The following is a 17,211-nucleotide window of genomic DNA, read 5'->3' as shown; positions in this document are numbered from 1 at the left end:
TATATGGCAGGGAAAATGATGGATGATATCGTGCGCTGTTCTTTCTGCAATAAGACCCAGGCGCAGGTCAGAAAGCTGATCGCGGGCCCGAACGGGACTTATATTTGTGACGAGTGCATCGGCATCTGCTCCGAGATTATTGAAGAGGAGCTGGATTACAATGACGGAGGAGCTTTTGACGATATCAATCTCCTGACACCGGAGGAAATCAAGAGTTTCCTGGATGATTATGTGATCGGACAGGATGAGGCGAAAAAAGTTCTGTCTGTTGCAGTATATAATCATTACAAGAGGATTATGGCGGAGCAGGATCTGGGGGTAGAGCTTCAGAAGAGCAACATTCTTATGCTGGGGCCTACAGGCTGCGGAAAGACGCTCCTGGCTCAGACGCTTGCAAAGATTCTCAATGTTCCTTTTGCAATTGCAGACGCTACCGCTCTGACAGAAGCCGGATATGTCGGGGAAGATGTGGAAAACATTCTGCTGAAAGTAATTCAGGCTGCAGACGGGGATATCGAACGCGCCGAGCACGGTATCATCTATATTGATGAGATTGATAAGATTACGCGTAAATCAGAAAATCCGTCTATTACCCGGGATGTATCAGGCGAGGGCGTTCAGCAGGCGCTTCTCAAGATTATAGAAGGAACGGTGGCGTCCGTACCTCCCCAGGGGGGCAGAAAGCATCCTCATCAGGAACTGATTCAGATAGATACAACAAATATTCTGTTTATCTGCGGCGGCGCTTTTGAGGGAATCGATAAGATTATTGAAACACGTCTTGACAGAAAATCCATCGGTTTTAACGCGGAGATAGCCACAAAACATGAGTACGATATGGATGTGCTGCTGCATGAAGCTCTTCCTCAGGATCTGGTAAAATACGGCCTGATTCCTGAACTTGTGGGCAGACTGCCTGTAACGGTATCCCTGGATCTTCTGGATAAGGAAGCACTGATCCGGATTCTGACCGAGCCAAAGAGCGCAATCGTAAAGCAGTACCAGAAACTTCTGGAACTGGACGGGGTCAAACTGGAGTTTGATAAAGACGCTCTGACGGCGATCGCGGAGACAACTCTGGCAAGAAAGACCGGGGCAAGGGGCCTGAGAGCGATTATGGAAAATATAATGATGGATACCATGTTCCAGGTACCTTCTGATGAGACAATCAAAGAATGCCGCATCACAAAGGAGGCTGTGCTTGGAACCGGAAGCCCGCTTTATCTGCGTGACGGAGAAGAACGCAGATCTTTTCTCACATCAGAAAGCGCATAAAAGCGGGTCGGATAGCAGGCGTGCAGACCGATGCTGGCAGGAAAGCTGATAGCACGCCTCAGAGGGAAAGTAATGGCATTCCTGGAAAATGAGGCGGGTGCAGCTTAGATCTGTACCCGCCTTTTAGATTAGGAGGAAACAGAATTGGACAACGAGAGAAAAAGCATGCCTATGGTGGCGCTCAGGGGAATGACAATTCTCCCTGAAATGGTAGTGCATTTTGACGTGAGCAGGGAGCGCTCCATTGCCGCGGTTCAGGAGGCTATGACAGAAGAACAGAAAATATTTCTTGCTGCCCAGAAATCCATAGAGACGGAGAATCCTGGAAAAGACGATGTATATGAGGTCGGTACGGTAGCAACAATAAAGCAGATTATTAAGCTTCCAAAACACACAGTGCGCGTACTGGTGGCAGGTGAGGAGAGGGGAATCTTAAAAGAAATCGAGTCAGATGAACCGTATCTCAGAGCTCTGGTAGAAATTGTAAACGAGTCAGATGTGGAAGTGCCGGATAACGTAAATGCTCAGGCTATGGAACGTGGTCTGAAAGATATGCTTGTCGAATATGCGGCAAAAAACGGCAAGATGTCAAAAGAGGCGGTTGCCGGCCTGCTTGAGATAAAAGGCCTGAAAAAACTGGTTGATGAGATAGCCGCAAATATTCCCCTTAACTATGCTGATCAGCAGGAACTGCTGAGTGAGACGGATTTTTGGAAACGGTATGAAAAGCTGGCATTTAAACTGGTGAATGAAGTCCAGATTATGAATATCAAAGAGGAAATCCAGAGAAAAGTTAAAGAACGTGTGGACAAACACCAGAGAGAATACATTCTCAGAGAGCAGCTGAAATTGATCAGGGAAGAGCTGGGAGAAGAGTCTGCCATATCAGACGCAGAAGAGTTTGAAAATGCCCGGAAGAAGCTGAAAGCTCCGAAGGAGGTAAAAGAGAAGCTTCAGAAAGAAATTAAACGATTTAAAAGTTCTCTTAATTCACCGGCTGAAAGCGGGGTGATCCGCACATATATAGAGACGCTTCTTGAAATGCCATGGGATAAATCAGTCAGAGATATTCATGACATTGCCTACGCGAGAAAGGTGCTGGATGAGGATCACTACGGTCTGGAACAGGTAAAAGAAAGGATCCTGGAGTTCCTGGCAGTCCGCACTCTGACGAAAAAAGGAGACAGTCCTATTTTATGTCTGGCAGGTCCGCCGGGCACCGGAAAAACGTCCATTGCAAAATCTCTGGCAAGGGCAATGAAGAAACCTTATGTCCGCATTTCTCTGGGCGGTGTGCGGGACGAAGCGGAGATACGTGGCCACAGAAGAACTTATGTGGGTGCAATGCCCGGTCGCATTGCCGCCGGAATCCGTTCGGCCGGAGTAAAAAATCCGGTTATGCTGCTGGATGAGATCGATAAAGTCAGCACAGACTATAAAGGAGATACTTTCTCCGCTCTTCTGGAAGTGCTGGACAGTGAACAGAACAGCAAATTCCGGGATCATTACCTTGAGGTACCTCTGGACCTGTCCGAGGTGATGTTTATAACCACGGCAAATACGCTGCAGACAATTCCCAGACCGCTTCTGGACCGCATGGAAATTATTGAGATTACCAGTTATACGGAAAATGAAAAACTTCATATCGCAGAGGAACATCTGATTCCGAAACAGCTGGAAAAGAACGGTCTGAAGGCCGGTCAGCTTACATTCAGCAGACATGCAGTCTGGAAAATGGCACGTAATTATACAAAGGAAGCCGGCGTGCGCCAACTGGAGCGGGAGATTGGAAATGTATGCCGAAAAGCCGCTAAAGAGATTCTGACAACAGATAAGAAGAAAATCAGTGTAACAGACAGAAATCTTCATAAATTCCTGGGAAAAGAAAAATATTCCTATCAGATGGCAAATCTCGCCCCGGAGGTGGGGATTGTACGCGGACTTGCATGGACCAGCGTGGGAGGCGATACTCTTCAGATTGAGGTAAATATTATGCCCGGAACCGGAGACATTATGCTGACCGGACAGATGGGCGATGTGATGAAGGAGTCGGCTACTACGGGCATCAGCTATATCCGTTCTATCAGCAGACAGTACGGAATTGCAGATGACTTTTTCGCAAAACATGATATCCATGTTCATATTCCGGAAGGCGCTGTTCCGAAAGACGGGCCTTCGGCGGGGATTACAATGGCAACGGCCATGTTTTCTGCCGTTACAGGGAAAAAGGTACGGGCAGATCTTGCCATGACCGGCGAGATAACGCTGCGGGGACGGGTGCTTCCCATCGGAGGTCTGAAAGAAAAACTTCTGGCAGCCAAAAGTGCCGGAATAAAAACAGTACTTGTTCCGAAGGAAAATGTAGCCGACGTAGAAGAACTTTCTTCTGAAATCACAAAGGGACTGGAAATTATTCCGGTGGAAAGCATGGAAGAAGTATTAAAAGAAGCACTGGCGGAATAGGAGGGCATGTGGTAATAAAAAGTATTAATCTGGAGACCGTATGTGGCATCACCAGTACGCTCCCGGAAAATGACAAACCTGAGATTGCGTTTGCAGGTAAATCCAATGTAGGGAAATCATCCCTGATCAATGCGCTGATGAACCGGAAGTCCTATGCCCGGATTTCTGCTACGCCGGGGAAAACGCAGACGATTAATTTTTACAATATTAATGACGTGATGTATCTGGTGGATCTTCCGGGTTACGGTTACGCAAAGGTATCTGAGAAAGAGAAAGAGCAGTGGGGCAGACTGATTGAAAGATATCTTCACAGCTCTGCGCGGCTTAAGGCTGTATTTCTTCTCATTGATATCCGTCATGAGCCGTCGGCCAATGATAAAATGATGTACCGGTGGATCGTTGATCAGGGCTACGAACCGGTTATAATCGCCACAAAACTGGATAAAATAAAGCGCAGTCAAATACAGAAACATATAAAAATGATAAGAGAAGGTCTTTCCCTTGTTCCGGGAACAAAAGTGATCCCGTTTTCTTCTTCTACAAAACAGGGGAGGGAAGAAATATGGGAGCTGATTGAAACAAGAATCAGTTCGGAAGATATTTGAGGAGGAAAGAAATGGAAAACAGGCGTCCTTACTGGCAGGTGTGTGTAAGGCTGCTGTTCAGTCTGCTGGCCACGGCTGCGTTTGTTATTGTCTGCTGGAAGCTGATTGGATTTCTTATGCCGTTTGTTATCGGCTGGATTATTGCGTCGATAGCATCTCCGCTTGTAAACTGGCTGGAGAAAAAACTGAAAATTGTAAAAAAACTGGGATCAGCTCTCATTGTCATACTTGTACTGGGATTGATTGTTCTGGCAGTTTATCTGGTCATCAGCCGGCTTGCTGTGGAAATCGGAAAGCTGGCACGGGATTTTCCGGGGATGTATGCCCAGCTTGAGACAGGATTAAGGCAGATCGGAGATACATTATCAGGTGTTTTTGAAAGGCTTCCGGACGGAATACAGAGAGGTCTGAACAGCGTGGCGGAGAATCTGGATCAGTATATGGGAAGCTTTGTTTCAAGAATCAGTGAACCTACAGTTGAGGCTGCCGGAAATTTCGCGAAGCGTGTGCCATCCTATCTTATTTCTTTTATTGTGTCGGTCATGTCTGCCTACTTCTTTATCATACAGAGAGAAGAGGTGCTGCAGTGGCTGAAGAAAGTATCTCCTCAGTCGGTACAGAAAAGAATGACACTTGTTATGGATAATCTGCGCTATGCAGTCGGAGGATATTTTAAGGCACAGTTTAAAATCATGCTGGTGGTATTCGCAATTCTTCTTGTGGGACTTGGATTTCTGGGAACAAGCTATTTCGGCCTGGCTGCCTTCCTGATTGCCTTCCTGGATTTTCTTCCGTTTTTCGGGACAGGCACGGCAATGATCCCCTGGGCGATATATGAGTTTTTTATGGGAGATTATAAGATGACAGCGGCCCTTGTAATTATTTATGTAATTACTCAGGCAGTTCATCAGCTGGCTCAGCCGAAGCTGGTGGGAGACAGTGTGGGGCTGAATCCGCTTGTCACGCTGTTGCTTCTTTACATCGGATACCGTCTGGGCAGTGTGATCGGTATGATAATTGCGGTGCCCATCGGTATGGTGCTGATTAATATGTTCCAGGCGGGTGCGTTTGATTATATTTTTGATGATGTGAAAATTCTGATTAACGGAATTGTAGGGCTCCATGACAGTCCGGCGAGTGAAAAGCCGGAAAAACAAGGAAAAGAAAAAACAGAGCAGTCTCGTTGAAATCCTGACGGGTATATGCTATCATGTTATAGGAGTGAAGGAAAAATCTCCGGAGGGATCCGGATTGATTCCGGACAGGCTTTGAATATGAGAACAGGAGGAACAGAATATGAAGAAATATGTTTGCGATGTATGTGGATACATTTATGATGAGGAGACGGGAGATCCGGAAAACGGAATCGAACCGGGAACAAAATGGGAAGATGTACCGGATGATTTCGTATGCCCGCTGTGCGGCGTAGGAAAAGACGAATTTTCTGAAGTATAGTTTCAATTGTTTGCGCGAACAGTAATATTGTATGCAAAAAGAACTGCCATCTGTATCGGATGGCAGTTCTTTTTGTACTATGAAAATTTTATTTCATAATTTCATTTACGGAAATTTTACTTACATTTTAATGGCTTATGATATCGGATATGTTTCTCTGATTATATAATAGCTTTGTCAGAAATGATAAAAAATCAGCAAATAAAGGAGTGCTTTCAGAAAAACGTTTACAGAAAGATTCTGAGAGTATTCTGAGAGTTATGGAGGAGAAAACAATGAATCCGGAAAACAAAATTACACAGTCACAGAAAATGATGGTATTTGTGCTTTCAATGTCTCTTTATGGTCTGGCAACTCTGTTTACAGAGCTGATCCCTTCTTTCCAGGTTGGAATCGTGGAATTCTCGGTAGAGTATTTTCTGTTTATTCCCCTTACGCTGTCCATGCTGTTTGATCCGCTGTCCGCAGCTCTGGGAGCGGCAACGGGAGAGCTTGTTTTCAGTGAAATAATGCTGGGACAGTTCGGCGGACTCGGTGAACTGGAAAAATTCCTTACAGTAACAATCGGCGTATATATAGCGGGCCGCCTTGTGAAAAATCCGAAAAACAGAAAAATGGTTGCAGCGGCATCTATTCTCGGAGTGACGATCCAGCAGCTTATGGGATGTGTAGTCGATATCCTGAAAGTTCAGTTTGCAGTAGAGGATTTTGAAGCAGTAGCGGGACTTCCGGAAAGTGTATTTTTTACCGAAGGCTTTGCCTGTCTGAATGATATTCTGTTCTCGGGCATTCTGTTCTGTATGCTGCCGGCCGTATATCTTGTTCCGAAACTTTATGGAAAGATCGAGCCTCTTCTTGGTATGAAGCCCAGGGATGAAAAAACAGTGCTTGGATCAGAGAATGCAATTTCGCTGAAGGTAGTTCTGCTGAGTCTTGCAGGGTTTGTTGCAGCGATCGGAGCCGAGCTTCTGGCATCAGGCGGTTATGAGCTGATTGACTGGGAAGCGGCATGGGCGGAAAGTACAGGAGCATTTATAACTGCAATTATTGTAGCGGCGGTTGTACTTCTGATTGCAGTCGGAGTGATCCGGAACAGAGCAGCCGGTTCAAAAAATGCAGGATGAGAAAGAGCTGAAAGGGAGATCTGCAGTGAACACGATAGAAATAAAAAATCTTACATTTACATATCCGGGCGCTAAGGCGCCCACACTGAAGCAGGTCAATGTCAGCATCGAAAAGGGAGATTTTCTCGCAGTTATTGGAAATAATGGCTGCGGGAAATCTACTTTGTGCAGGACGCTGAACGGTCTGATCCCTCATTTCATTACAGGAGACATAGAAGGGGATGTTTTTATCGACGGCAAAAATACAAAGGAAGAAGAAATAGGAACCCTGGCGAAGAAAGTCGGCTATGTGTATCAGGATTTCGAGAATCAGATCGTCTGTCCGACCGTGCTGGAAGACGCCTCTTACGCATGCCTGAACTATGCAATGGATAACTATATTGAAAAAGGGAAAGAAGCGCTCAGAGTGTGCGGCCTGGGAAATAAGATGAATGACTATGTATGGCAGCTGTCAGGCGGGCAGAAACATCTGCTGGCGCTGGCGGGGACTGCAGCTCTGAGTCCGGATATTCTGATTCTGGATGAACCGATTGCCCAGCTGGATCCGGCCCATGCGGACGGAATATATGAAGTGCTGAAAGAACTGAATGAGAAATATCAGAAGACGGTTATTGTAATTGAGCATCATACCGAATATATTACCAGATACTGTAAACATGCCCTTCTCATTAAAGACGGAAGTGTAAAGTGGAAACTTCCTGCAAAAGAAGCCATGCGCCGGGTAAAGGAACTGCAGGAGAGCAATATCTTTCCCCCTCAGGTGACGATTGCCGCACAGAGGATGGAGGATGCGGGGCTTCTTCCAAAGGGAACAATGCTTCCTGTAAATATTGAAGAGGGGGAGAAGATTTTTTCTCCGTTTCTGAAAAACAACCGGACAGAATACGGAGCAAAGCCGGTAATGAAAGAGCATGACAAGCTGGTGGAATTTGAAAAAGTTACGGTAAAGTACCGTTCTGTTAAAGGGGAGCCGCCGAAGATATTCGACGATTTCAGTCTGGATATCGGAAAGGGAGAAAAGATCGCTCTGATCGGTTCCAACGGCGCAGGAAAGTCCACCATGCTGAATCTGATGATGGGGCTGATTCACCCGGAATCAGGCCGGGTGTCAGTAAAAGGAAAGCTGACCAGAGATATGTCGAAGGAAGAGCTGGGCCATACGATTTCCATGGTGTATCAGAATCCGGAAGAAATGTTTATCAAAGACTCCATCCGGAAAGATATTGAATATGCCATGAAGGTGCGGAAAATTGAAAATTACGAAGAGAGGACAAAGGAGCTTCTGGAAATGTTCCGTCTTACTGATCTGGCGGACCGGGACGGGCGGCTTCTGTCCGGAGGACAGATGCGCCGGGCTTCCCTGGCGATCGGAATTGCGCTGAATCCGGAAATGCTTCTGCTGGATGAGCCTACGGCCAATCTGGATATTGCCACACGCCGGGAGATTATGAAAACACTGCAGATGCTGAAAGGAATTACCGATACAGTAGTGATCGCCACCCACGATATGCAGCTTGTGTGTGACTGGGCAGAGCGGATCATAGTACTGTCATCCGGATATGTGATTGCAGATGGCACTAAGGAAGAAATCTTTGCGGATATGTTTGTGCGGGGCAGGGTCGGCATCCGTCCTCCCCAGATTTATGATATGGGAAGACAAATGGGAATTATCAGCCCCTGTTTCACAATAGACGAATTTATAGAACATTTCAGAGGTGAGAAGTATGCGTAAACTTACGGAAAATATTCTGGACAAAATTTCGATTGACTACCTGAGAAATCAGGTACTGAAAAATGCATACGGAAATGATGACACAGCCATTGCAAAACTGGATCCCCGGGTTCTTCTTATATGGTATCTGTTTTTTGGACTGGTTCCATGGTTTTTGAATGATGTCATCCTTCTGCTGTTTCTTTTCCTGTTTGTTGTAGCAACGACAAGAACAGCCAGAATCGCGCCACTGGTGCTTTTCCTCTTCTGTATCGGTGTATTTTCACAGACCGGTTATCTGTTCATTGTAGCGTTATTTTTCGGGGGAAATGCGGAAACCATTGCACCTCTGCTTGTGATGACGCTGAAAGTGGCAATTGTGTCTCTGGCTTCTATCACTGTTTTTTCCGGACTCGATCCCGACAGACTGGCTAACGGACTGCTCTGGTTCGGGTGCCCGGACCAGCTTTCCTTCAGCATATCTTTTGCTTACAGGATTCTTCCGGTTCTGATGGAGGAATTTCAGAATATTCTTTTGTCGTACCGGCTGAGAGGCAATCCGCCCCAGAAGAAAACCTTTTTCGGCAAAATACGCTATCTGTTTTATCAGATAAAAATGATTATTCAGTCGTTTTATCCGCTGATGCTGAATACGGCGAAGCGCTCCCGCACGACAGTGGAGGCCCTGGAACTGAAAGGGTACAGGTATTCGCTGAAAAACCCGCAGGTAAAACGCCTGAAACTGGCTATGCTGAAAGTGACAAAAGGGGATTATATATTTATTTTGATTTCCGTGTGCTGGGCAGCGGCAAGTTTCGGAGCTTCGGCTCTGCTTGGAAATGTCCTGTAAATGAACAGATTCTGTAAAAGGCAGAACACGGGACGGGAATGCCCGTATCAGCAGAGAAAGGAATCCTGCGGCAAGGTTTTGCAAGGATGCGCAGTAAAGACATACTCAGAAACTGAAAGGATGTGTAGTAAAGTGAAGATTGATTTCCATACACATGGAAAACTGGCAAAAAAACTGCCTTTTTCCCCGGATTATACGGACTGGCTGTTCCGGGAGGCACGAAGGGCCGGACTGGATGCCCTGTGTCTGACAGAACATTTTAATACTCTTGGATTTGATGAGGTATACCGTTATATAGAAGGGCATTGCACCAGAGAGGGAGACAGTCTTGTGACGGAAGACGGATTCCGGATATTTCCGGGAATGGAGGTAGACATTGCCGAAGGCGGACACACGCTTGTAACCGGACCGCTGGAGTGTATCCTTGAGATGAACCGTCGTCTGGAGCCAAATAAGGAAAAAGGGAATTTTCTGCCTTTTGATAAATGGTCGGAAATGGTTTCAGAATATCCGGTGCTCTTTGGCGCAGGACATCCGTACAGAGAAGGGGGCAATATCCCTTCCCTGCCCGTAGAAATGCTGAAAAGATTCATGTTCCTTGATATTAACGGGAAAGATCTGGCAGAAGACTGCGATGGGACATGGAAAAAGATGCGCCGTTTGTCGAAAAAGCTGAACAGACCGCTGGTGGCAGGCAGTGATACCCATCAGTCCTTCCAGTACGGCTGCGTGTACAACGTATTTGAAAGAGAAGCCCATACAGTGGAAGAACTCTTGCGGCAGATACAGGCCGGAGATTATGAAATAAAAATGTCCGATAATCTCAGTTTTCAGGTGGAAACAGCAGGGATACTCAAACGCTCACTTAAAGAAATACATGCGCTGGGCGGAGATTATGTGGGAGTACTGCTGAAAGGGGCGGAGATATAAGGGAAATTTTGAATTTATCTGCGGCATGCGATTGAAAAAAAGTCTGAAAATACTTTGATACAGAGTAAACAGAAATCGTATTCGGAGAGCGGCTGAGGAGATTTTGATCTCCGTTCCGCAGAATAAAGTAAAACAGAAAAACCCTGGATACAGGCTAAAAACAGGATTTTCAATGGAAACTCACGTTCCGCTCGGACAGCTCCATTGAAAATCCTAACGCCTGCACCCAGGGTTTTTGTTTTACTAAATTCTGCTCCAAAGTCGCCCAAAATCTCCTCAGCCGCTCTCCGAAAGGCGCATCCTGCCATCTGTATCCCGCTGTTTTCTGCTCTCATCCCGCCGGCACTTAGAGCGCGTCCTGTGCGCTCTTATGTACCGCTGCGCCGCGTCCGAACGAAAGTGCGCTCTCCGGCACCATACCCGGACTCCCCGGCGGAAGTTTCCTCTCTCACAAATACAAATTCACTATTCAGCGGGGGATTTCTGCTTTGTAGTGTTCTTTCAGCTCATACAGGCTGTCCAGATATTGTTCGGAGCGTTTGCCCATTTTCGCGCCGATCATTACGACGAGGGCGTCCAGAAGTGCTGCAGGGGCGGACATGGAGTGGTACTCCATAGGCTCACCCCGATAAACATACAGGGGGATGACCCTGCTGTCATTGGCAGTCTGGTAAAGGCGACTGGTGAAAAAGACACATGTATAGTGTACTTTTTTCTGATGATCCAGCAAAACCTGCGCTTCTTTGGGCGTCTTCTGAAAACCGAACAGGATTACCAGATCTTTTTCGGTGAAAAGATTCATATACTCAAAAAGTTCAGAGCTGCCCGGCGGCAGCAGAATAGTCCGGATGCCGAATCTGGTCAGCCGGAAGTGCGTCAGGTGGGCCAGGGAGAGGGCGGCGCCTTTGGCATATAAATATACGACTTCAGCTTCTGTAATGGCAGAAACCGCCTGCTCCATGAGGTCAGGATCAAGAAATGCAAGCGTTTTTTCGATGCAGAACTGCTGATGAAGAAGAAAGCCTCCCGGTGTGCCGGCTGATGTACTGGCAATGGTCGAGTTCAGCTTTCCGGCAGGCGAGTCTGTACCTGACAGATGCTGCAGAACTGTGCTTTTCAGTTCTTTAAAATCCGCATATCCACAATGGCGGGCAAATCTGGAAATTGTAGGTTCAGAACTTCCAATTGCCCGTGCGGCGTCACCTATAGTCATATGAACAAAAGAATCCGGATTTTCAATAATATAGTTAATGATTTTCTGCTCCGTCTTTGTAAAGTCGGTATGTCCTTTTGTAAAATAAATATCAGTCATATAAGTTCCCTTCAATTAAAAATTATCGGTTTTGATCAGGATCAATGTAATAATAATATCATATGACAGGAAAAAAAGAGTAAAAGAAAGATAGAAAATATGTAAAATAAAAATAAGAACATACATTCGAATAATCTTGCAATCAATATATAAGTGTAGTATATTAGTTTCAGGATAACGCAGTATACTTTGCGTCCTGTGTGCCGGACGTGGGAAATGAGGTACATTTCGTGCTGTTTGTCCGGACTTTGTAGATAGAACAGCACGAAATGTACTGAGTGATATCAGACAGATAAAATGATTTTGTGACTCAGGTATTTCAGAATGTTGAAAAAGCCTTCTCCGGTGCAGCAGAGAAGCAGGACTTTATATAGAGAATGAATTGCGAATTATGTAAAGAAAATCTGTCAGAAAGAGGAGAAAAAATAGGAATGGATCATTTCGAATTAGTATCAGAATACAAACCCACCGGCGACCAGCCCCAGGCGATCGCCGACCTTGTCAAAGGTTTCAAGGAAGGCAATCAGTGCCAGACCCTTCTGGGCGTTACCGGTTCCGGAAAGACATTTACCATGGCAAATGTGATTCAGCAGCTGAATAAACCGACACTGATCATCGCGCACAATAAGACCCTGGCGGCACAGCTCTACGGCGAGTTCAAGGAATTTTTCCCGAACAACGCCGTAGAGTATTTCGTCTCCTACTACGACTACTATCAGCCCGAAGCCTACGTCCCCTCCTCAGACACCTACATTGCCAAGGATTCCGCCATTAACGAGGAGATCGATAAACTCCGCCTCTCCGCCACCATGGCACTGACGGAGCGTCGGGATGTGATCATCGTGGCCAGCGTTTCCTGCATCTACGGTCTGGGAAACCCTGTAGACTACCAGAACATGGTAATCTCTCTGCGCCCGGGAATGATAAAAGACAGAGACGAAGTGATGGCAAAGCTGATTGATATTCAGTATGACCGCAATGATATGGACTTTCACCGCGGTACCTTCCGAGTACGGGGCGATGTGCTTGAGATCATACCCGCATATGAAAGCGAGACTGCGGTACGGGTTGAATTTTTCGGGGATGAAATTGACCGTATTACAGAGATAGATATTCTTACAGGAGAGATAAAAGACGAACTGAAGCATGTAGCGATCTTTCCGGCATCACATTATGTTGTGGATAAAGAGAATATAAAGAGGGCAGTGCACGACATTGAGGAGGAGCTTGATGAACGGGTGAAGGAGTTCAAGCGCCAGGATAAACTTCTGGAGGCGCAGCGTATAGCAGAACGGACGAACTTTGATATCGAGATGCTTAAGGAGACGGGGTTCTGTTCGGGAATTGAGAATTATTCCCGGCATCTTGCAGGACTTGCGCCGGGACAGCCTCCATATACTCTGATCGACTATTTCCCGGATGATTTTATTATGATGATCGATGAGTCGCACAAGACGATTCCGCAGATCGGAGGTATGTATCACGGCGACCAGTCGCGAAAGACTACCCTGGTAGATTACGGATTTCGGCTGCCTTCGGCAAAGGATAACCGCCCCTTGAATTTTGAAGAATTTGAAAATAAGATTAATCAGGTTCTGTTTGTATCGGCAACACCCGGGTCCTATGAGGAACAACATGAACTTCTGCGGACAGAACAGGTGATCCGGCCTACCGGGCTTCTTGATCCGGAAGTATCGGTGCGTCCGGTAGAAGGACAGATTGATGATCTGATTGGCGAGATCAATAAGGAAGTATCAAAAAAGAATAAAGTTCTTGTTACTACACTGACCAAACGCATGGCGGAAGACCTTACGGATTATATGCGTGAGGTGGGTATCCGTGTAAAATATCTTCACTCTGATGTAGACACGCTGGAACGTACGGAAATTATCCGCGATATGCGTCTGGATGTATTTGACGTACTGGTCGGAATCAATCTTCTGAGGGAAGGGCTTGATATTCCGGAGATCACTCTTGTAGCAATTCTGGATGCAGACAAGGAAGGATTCCTGCGTTCAGAAACGTCTTTGATTCAGACAATCGGACGTGCTGCCCGTAATGCGGAAGGCCATGTTATCATGTATGCGGATACGATTACGGACTCTATGCAGATGGCGATTGATGAGACAAAGCGCCGCCGTGAGATCCAGATGAAATACAATGAAGAGCACGGCATCACTCCGCAGACGATCCAGAAATCTGTCCGTGACCTGATCAGTATATCAAAGAAAGTTGCGGCTGAAGAGATGCGCATGGAGAAAGATCCGGAGTCTATGAGCGCTAAAGAACTGGATAAGCTCATAAAAGATATGACAAAACAGATGAGGAAAGCTGCGGCAGAACTGAATTTCGAGGCTGCGGCAGAGCTGCGGGACAAACTGGTTGATCTGAAGAAGATGCTGAATGACATCGAATGACAGGCTGCTTGCTGACCAATAATATTAAACATAACAGGAAGGAAACGATAAAAACACATGGGAACGAAGATGGATGCCCGGAAATATATCAGAATCCGGGGCGCAAATGAGAATAATCTGAAAAATATTGATGTGGATATCCCGAGAAATGAACTGGTTGTCCTTACAGGTCTGAGCGGCTCCGGAAAATCCTCTCTTGCTTTCGACACGATTTATGCAGAAGGACAAAGGAGATATATGGAGTCGCTGTCGTCTTATGCAAGACAGTTTTTAGGGCAGATGGAAAAACCGGACGTCGAGAGTATAGAAGGGCTGTCGCCGGCTATTTCTATAGATCAGAAATCAACAAACCATAATCCCCGCTCTACCGTGGGAACTGTGACGGAGATTTATGATTACTTCCGTCTCCTCTATGCCAGAGTCGGCATTCCGCACTGTCCGAAATGTGGCAGGGAGATAGCTAAACAGACTGTGGATCAGATGGTAGATCAGATTATGTCTCTACCGGAACGCACAAGGATTCAGCTTCTGGCGCCTGTAGTCCGCGGCCGCAAGGGTACTCATGCAAAGCTTCTGGAACAGGCAAAGCGCAGCGGATACGTACGTGTGCGCATAGACGGAAATATGTATGAACTGTCTGAGGACATCAAACTGGAGAAAAATATTAAACATAATATTGAAATTATTGTGGACCGCCTGATTGTACGCACGGGGATTGAGAAACGTCTGACGGATTCTGTGGAGAATGTGCTCCATCTGGCGGAAGGACTTTTAGTAGTAGACGTGATCGATGGGGAACCGATGAATTTCAGTCAAAGCTTTTCATGCCCGGACTGCGGTATCAGTATTGAGGAAATTGAGCCCAGAAGCTTTTCCTTTAATAATCCTTTCGGCGCATGTCCGGAGTGTTTTGGCCTGGGATACAAAATGGAGTTTTCGGAAGAACTGATGATTCCGAATCCGTCACTTTCCATCAATGAAGGTGCAATTGCTGTTCTGGGCTGGCAGTCCTGCACGGACAAATCCAGTTTTACACATGCGATTCTGGATGCTCTCTGCAAAGAGTACGGATTTGATCTGGATACACCGTTCGAGAAATATCCGAAGAAGATCCACGATGTGCTTATTCATGGGACAAATGGAAAGAGTGTGAAAGTTTTCTATAAAGGACAGCGGGGAGAAGGCGTATATGACATAGCTTTTGAAGGGTTAATAAAGAATGTGGAACGCAGATATCGGGAGACCGGTTCGGAGTCTTCAAAAGCAGAATATGAGACTTTTATGAATATTACGCCATGTTCTGCCTGCAAAGGGCAGAGACTGAAGCCCGGTGCGCTGGCAGTGACTGTCGCCGATAAGAATATCGCTGAGGTGACCGCGCTTTCCATTGAAAAATTGCAGTCATTTTTAAATAATCTGAAATTATCTGATACGCAGATGATGATCGGCGGTCAGATCTTAAAAGAAATCAGCGCAAGAATACAGTTCCTGATGGATGTGGGGCTGGATTACCTTACACTGGCCCGGGCGACCGGAACACTGTCCGGGGGAGAAGCGCAGCGCATCCGCCTGGCTACACAGATCGGCTCCGGACTGGTAGGCGTGGCATATATTCTGGATGAGCCGAGCATCGGGCTTCATCAGAGAGACAATGACAAGCTGCTGGCTACTTTAAAGCACCTGAGAGATCTGGGAAACTCACTTATTGTGGTAGAACATGACGAGGATACCATGATGGCGGCAGATTATATTGTAGATATCGGGCCGGGCGCAGGAGAGCACGGCGGGGAAGTTGTTGCCGTGGGAACAGCTCAGGATATAATGAAAAATAAAAAATCCGTGACGGGGGCATACTTATCCGGAAGAATCCGGATCCCGGTGCCCGAGGAGCGGAAGAAGCCGGCGGGGTGGCTGAAAGTGATCGGCGCCCGGGAAAACAACCTGAAAAATATTGACGTTGCATTTCCCCTTGGTGTGATGACGTGCGTGACCGGAGTTTCCGGCTCCGGCAAGAGCTCTCTTGTAAATGAAATCCTGTACAAAAGGCTGGCCCATGATCTGAACCGCGCCCGGACGATTCCCGGAAAGCACAGGAAAATTACAGGACTGGATCAGGTGGACAAGGTGATCAATATTGATCAGTCACCTATTGGCCGTACCCCGAGATCGAATCCGGCAACCTATACCGGAGTATTTGATCTGATCCGCGATCTCTTTGCCGCGACGCCGGATGCCAAGGCTCGGGGATACAAGAAGGGCCGGTTCAGTTTTAATGTAAAAGGAGGCCGCTGTGAGGCCTGCGCCGGCGATGGTATTTTAAAAATTGAGATGCATTTCCTGCCGGATGTATACGTACCCTGCGAAGTATGCGGCGGCAAAAGGTATAACCGGGAGACGCTGGAAGTAAAATATAAAGGAAAAACAATTTATGATGTGCTCAATATGACAGTAGAAGAAGCACTGGAGTTTTTTGCTCATGTACCAAGTATCCGCAGAAAAATGGAGACGCTCAACGATGTAGGACTTTCCTATATCCGGCTTGGACAGCCGTCTACAGAGCTTTCCGGCGGCGAGGCCCAGAGAATTAAACTGGCTGCTGAGCTCAGTAAAAGGAGTACCGGCAGGACCGTTTATATTCTGGATGAGCCTACAACGGGACTGCATTTTGCGGACGTGCATAAGCTGACAGAGATTTTAAGAAGACTGGCGGGAGACGGAAATACGGTAATAGTTATTGAGCATAATCTGGATGTAATCAAGACGGCAGATTATATTATAGATATAGGCCCGGAAGGCGGAGACAGGGGAGGAACGGTGGTGGCCTGCGGTACACCGGAGGAGATCGCCCGGAGTGAAAAATCCTACACGGGAAAATATATTGATGCAATCCTTAAGAAAAAATAAAAATGGAAAAAAGTATTTTCATTTTTTGAAAAGTTTATTATACTAGTGATGCAGACAGGCTGGGTATGTATATTTATCAGTTTGTCCTACAGAGAAAGAGAAAACCTTTCGGGGAGAAAATACAGTGTTCCGGCACAGGCAGTAATGCCGTGCCGGAAAAGGTTT

General features: G+C 46.5%; 13 protein-coding genes. 11 read left to right on the top strand and 2 right to left on the bottom strand.

Annotation, left to right across the window (positions count from 1 at the left end; genetic code table 11):
* Nucleotides 1-3 precede the first annotated feature (3 nt).
* The 9 genes from clpX (at nucleotide 4) to AC0QUU_RS11415 (ending at nucleotide 10,413) form a co-directional block, all read left to right on the top strand.
* Entirely contained in the window at nucleotides 4-1,275 is a 1,272-nt protein-coding gene (gene clpX, locus AC0QUU_RS11455; RefSeq protein WP_474542917.1) for an ATP-dependent Clp protease ATP-binding subunit ClpX, read from the top strand.
* Between the two features lie 144 nt (nucleotides 1,276-1,419).
* A complete protein-coding gene (gene lon / locus AC0QUU_RS11450; RefSeq protein ID WP_474542916.1) occupies nucleotides 1,420-3,738 on the top strand; it encodes an endopeptidase La in 2,319 nt (772 codons plus the stop codon).
* Nucleotides 3,739-3,746: 8 nt separating this feature from the next.
* The gene (gene yihA / locus AC0QUU_RS11445; RefSeq protein ID WP_474542914.1) at nucleotides 3,747-4,343 is read left to right on the top strand and encodes a ribosome biogenesis GTP-binding protein YihA/YsxC; all 597 of its coding nucleotides are present in this window, start codon (nucleotides 3,747-3,749) and stop codon (nucleotides 4,341-4,343) included.
* Nucleotides 4,344-4,354: 11 nt separating this feature from the next.
* A complete protein-coding gene (gene ytvI, locus AC0QUU_RS11440; protein ID WP_474542912.1) occupies nucleotides 4,355-5,530 on the top strand; it encodes a sporulation integral membrane protein YtvI in 1,176 nt (391 codons plus the stop codon).
* A gap of 109 nt (nucleotides 5,531-5,639) precedes the next feature.
* Nucleotides 5,640-5,798, top strand: a complete 159-nt coding sequence (rd, locus tag AC0QUU_RS11435) for a rubredoxin (protein WP_474542910.1) — start codon at nucleotides 5,640-5,642, stop codon at nucleotides 5,796-5,798.
* A 260-nt stretch (nucleotides 5,799-6,058) separates the two neighbouring features.
* On the top strand, nucleotides 6,059-6,922 hold the full coding sequence (locus AC0QUU_RS11430) for a DUF8171 family membrane protein (RefSeq protein WP_474542908.1): 864 nt from the start codon (nucleotides 6,059-6,061) through the stop codon (nucleotides 6,920-6,922).
* Nucleotides 6,912-8,654, top strand: coding sequence for an ABC transporter ATP-binding protein (locus AC0QUU_RS11425; RefSeq protein ID WP_474542906.1), 1,743 nt, complete (start codon nucleotides 6,912-6,914; stop codon nucleotides 8,652-8,654). The genes AC0QUU_RS11430 and AC0QUU_RS11425 overlap by 11 nt, the downstream gene beginning before the upstream one ends.
* Nucleotides 8,647-9,483, top strand: coding sequence for an energy-coupling factor transporter transmembrane component T family protein (locus AC0QUU_RS11420; RefSeq protein ID WP_474542904.1), 837 nt, complete (start codon nucleotides 8,647-8,649; stop codon nucleotides 9,481-9,483). The genes AC0QUU_RS11425 and AC0QUU_RS11420 overlap by 8 nt, the downstream gene beginning before the upstream one ends.
* 120 nt (nucleotides 9,484-9,603) lie before the next feature.
* Nucleotides 9,604-10,413, top strand: a complete 810-nt coding sequence (locus AC0QUU_RS11415; protein WP_474542903.1) for a PHP-associated domain-containing protein — start codon at nucleotides 9,604-9,606, stop codon at nucleotides 10,411-10,413.
* A gap of 14 nt (nucleotides 10,414-10,427) precedes the next feature.
* On the opposite strand, the gene AC0QUU_RS11410 is transcribed toward AC0QUU_RS11415, so the two are convergent.
* Both AC0QUU_RS11410 and AC0QUU_RS11405 read right to left on the bottom strand, forming a co-directional pair.
* Entirely contained in the window at nucleotides 10,428-10,748 is a 321-nt protein-coding gene (locus AC0QUU_RS11410) for a hypothetical protein (RefSeq protein WP_474542901.1), read from the bottom strand.
* A 134-nt stretch (nucleotides 10,749-10,882) separates the two neighbouring features.
* Nucleotides 10,883-11,725: a MurR/RpiR family transcriptional regulator gene (locus AC0QUU_RS11405; RefSeq protein WP_474542899.1), complete on the bottom strand. Its 843-nt coding sequence runs from the start codon at nucleotides 11,723-11,725 to the stop codon at nucleotides 10,883-10,885.
* Nucleotides 11,726-12,156: 431 nt separating this feature from the next.
* Between AC0QUU_RS11405 and uvrB the strand changes: the two genes are divergently transcribed.
* Nucleotides 12,157-14,142: an excinuclease ABC subunit UvrB gene (gene uvrB / locus AC0QUU_RS11400; protein WP_474542897.1), complete on the top strand. Its 1,986-nt coding sequence runs from the start codon at nucleotides 12,157-12,159 to the stop codon at nucleotides 14,140-14,142.
* Between the two features lie 57 nt (nucleotides 14,143-14,199).
* Complete coding sequence (gene uvrA, locus AC0QUU_RS11395) at nucleotides 14,200-17,046, top strand: excinuclease ABC subunit UvrA (RefSeq protein ID WP_474542895.1); 2,847 nt, start codon at nucleotides 14,200-14,202, stop codon at nucleotides 17,044-17,046.
* The last annotated feature ends 165 nt before the right edge of the window (nucleotides 17,047-17,211 follow it).

It is taken from the genome of Mediterraneibacter sp. HA8405, assembly GCF_056148955.1.
The sequence above is the reverse complement of the archived record's forward strand: the minus strand, read 5'-3'. Positions and strand labels throughout refer to the sequence as shown.

What these genes read in the sequence shown, in the direction of transcription:
- clpX (WP_474542917.1), top strand. Translation starts at nt 4, where the DNA reads ATGGCAGGGAAAATGATGGATGATATCGTGCGCTGTTCTTTCTGCAAT.
- ytvI (WP_474542912.1), top strand. Translation starts at nt 4,355, where the DNA reads ATGGAAAACAGGCGTCCTTACTGGCAGGTGTGTGTAAGGCTGCTGTTC.
- rd (WP_474542910.1), top strand. Translation starts at nt 5,640, where the DNA reads ATGAAGAAATATGTTTGCGATGTATGTGGATACATTTATGATGAGGAG.
- AC0QUU_RS11430 (WP_474542908.1), top strand. Translation starts at nt 6,059, where the DNA reads ATGGAGGAGAAAACAATGAATCCGGAAAACAAAATTACACAGTCACAG.
- AC0QUU_RS11425 (WP_474542906.1), top strand. Translation starts at nt 6,912, where the DNA reads ATGCAGGATGAGAAAGAGCTGAAAGGGAGATCTGCAGTGAACACGATA.
- AC0QUU_RS11420 (WP_474542904.1), top strand. Translation starts at nt 8,647, where the DNA reads ATGCGTAAACTTACGGAAAATATTCTGGACAAAATTTCGATTGACTAC.
- AC0QUU_RS11415 (WP_474542903.1), top strand. Translation starts at nt 9,604, where the DNA reads ATGTGTAGTAAAGTGAAGATTGATTTCCATACACATGGAAAACTGGCA.
- AC0QUU_RS11410 (WP_474542901.1), bottom strand. Translation starts at nt 10,748, where the DNA reads ATGAGAGCAGAAAACAGCGGGATACAGATGGCAGGATGCGCCTTTCGG.
- AC0QUU_RS11405 (WP_474542899.1), bottom strand. Translation starts at nt 11,725, where the DNA reads ATGACTGATATTTATTTTACAAAAGGACATACCGACTTTACAAAGACG.
- uvrB (WP_474542897.1), top strand. Translation starts at nt 12,157, where the DNA reads ATGGATCATTTCGAATTAGTATCAGAATACAAACCCACCGGCGACCAG.
- uvrA (WP_474542895.1), top strand. Translation starts at nt 14,200, where the DNA reads ATGGGAACGAAGATGGATGCCCGGAAATATATCAGAATCCGGGGCGCA.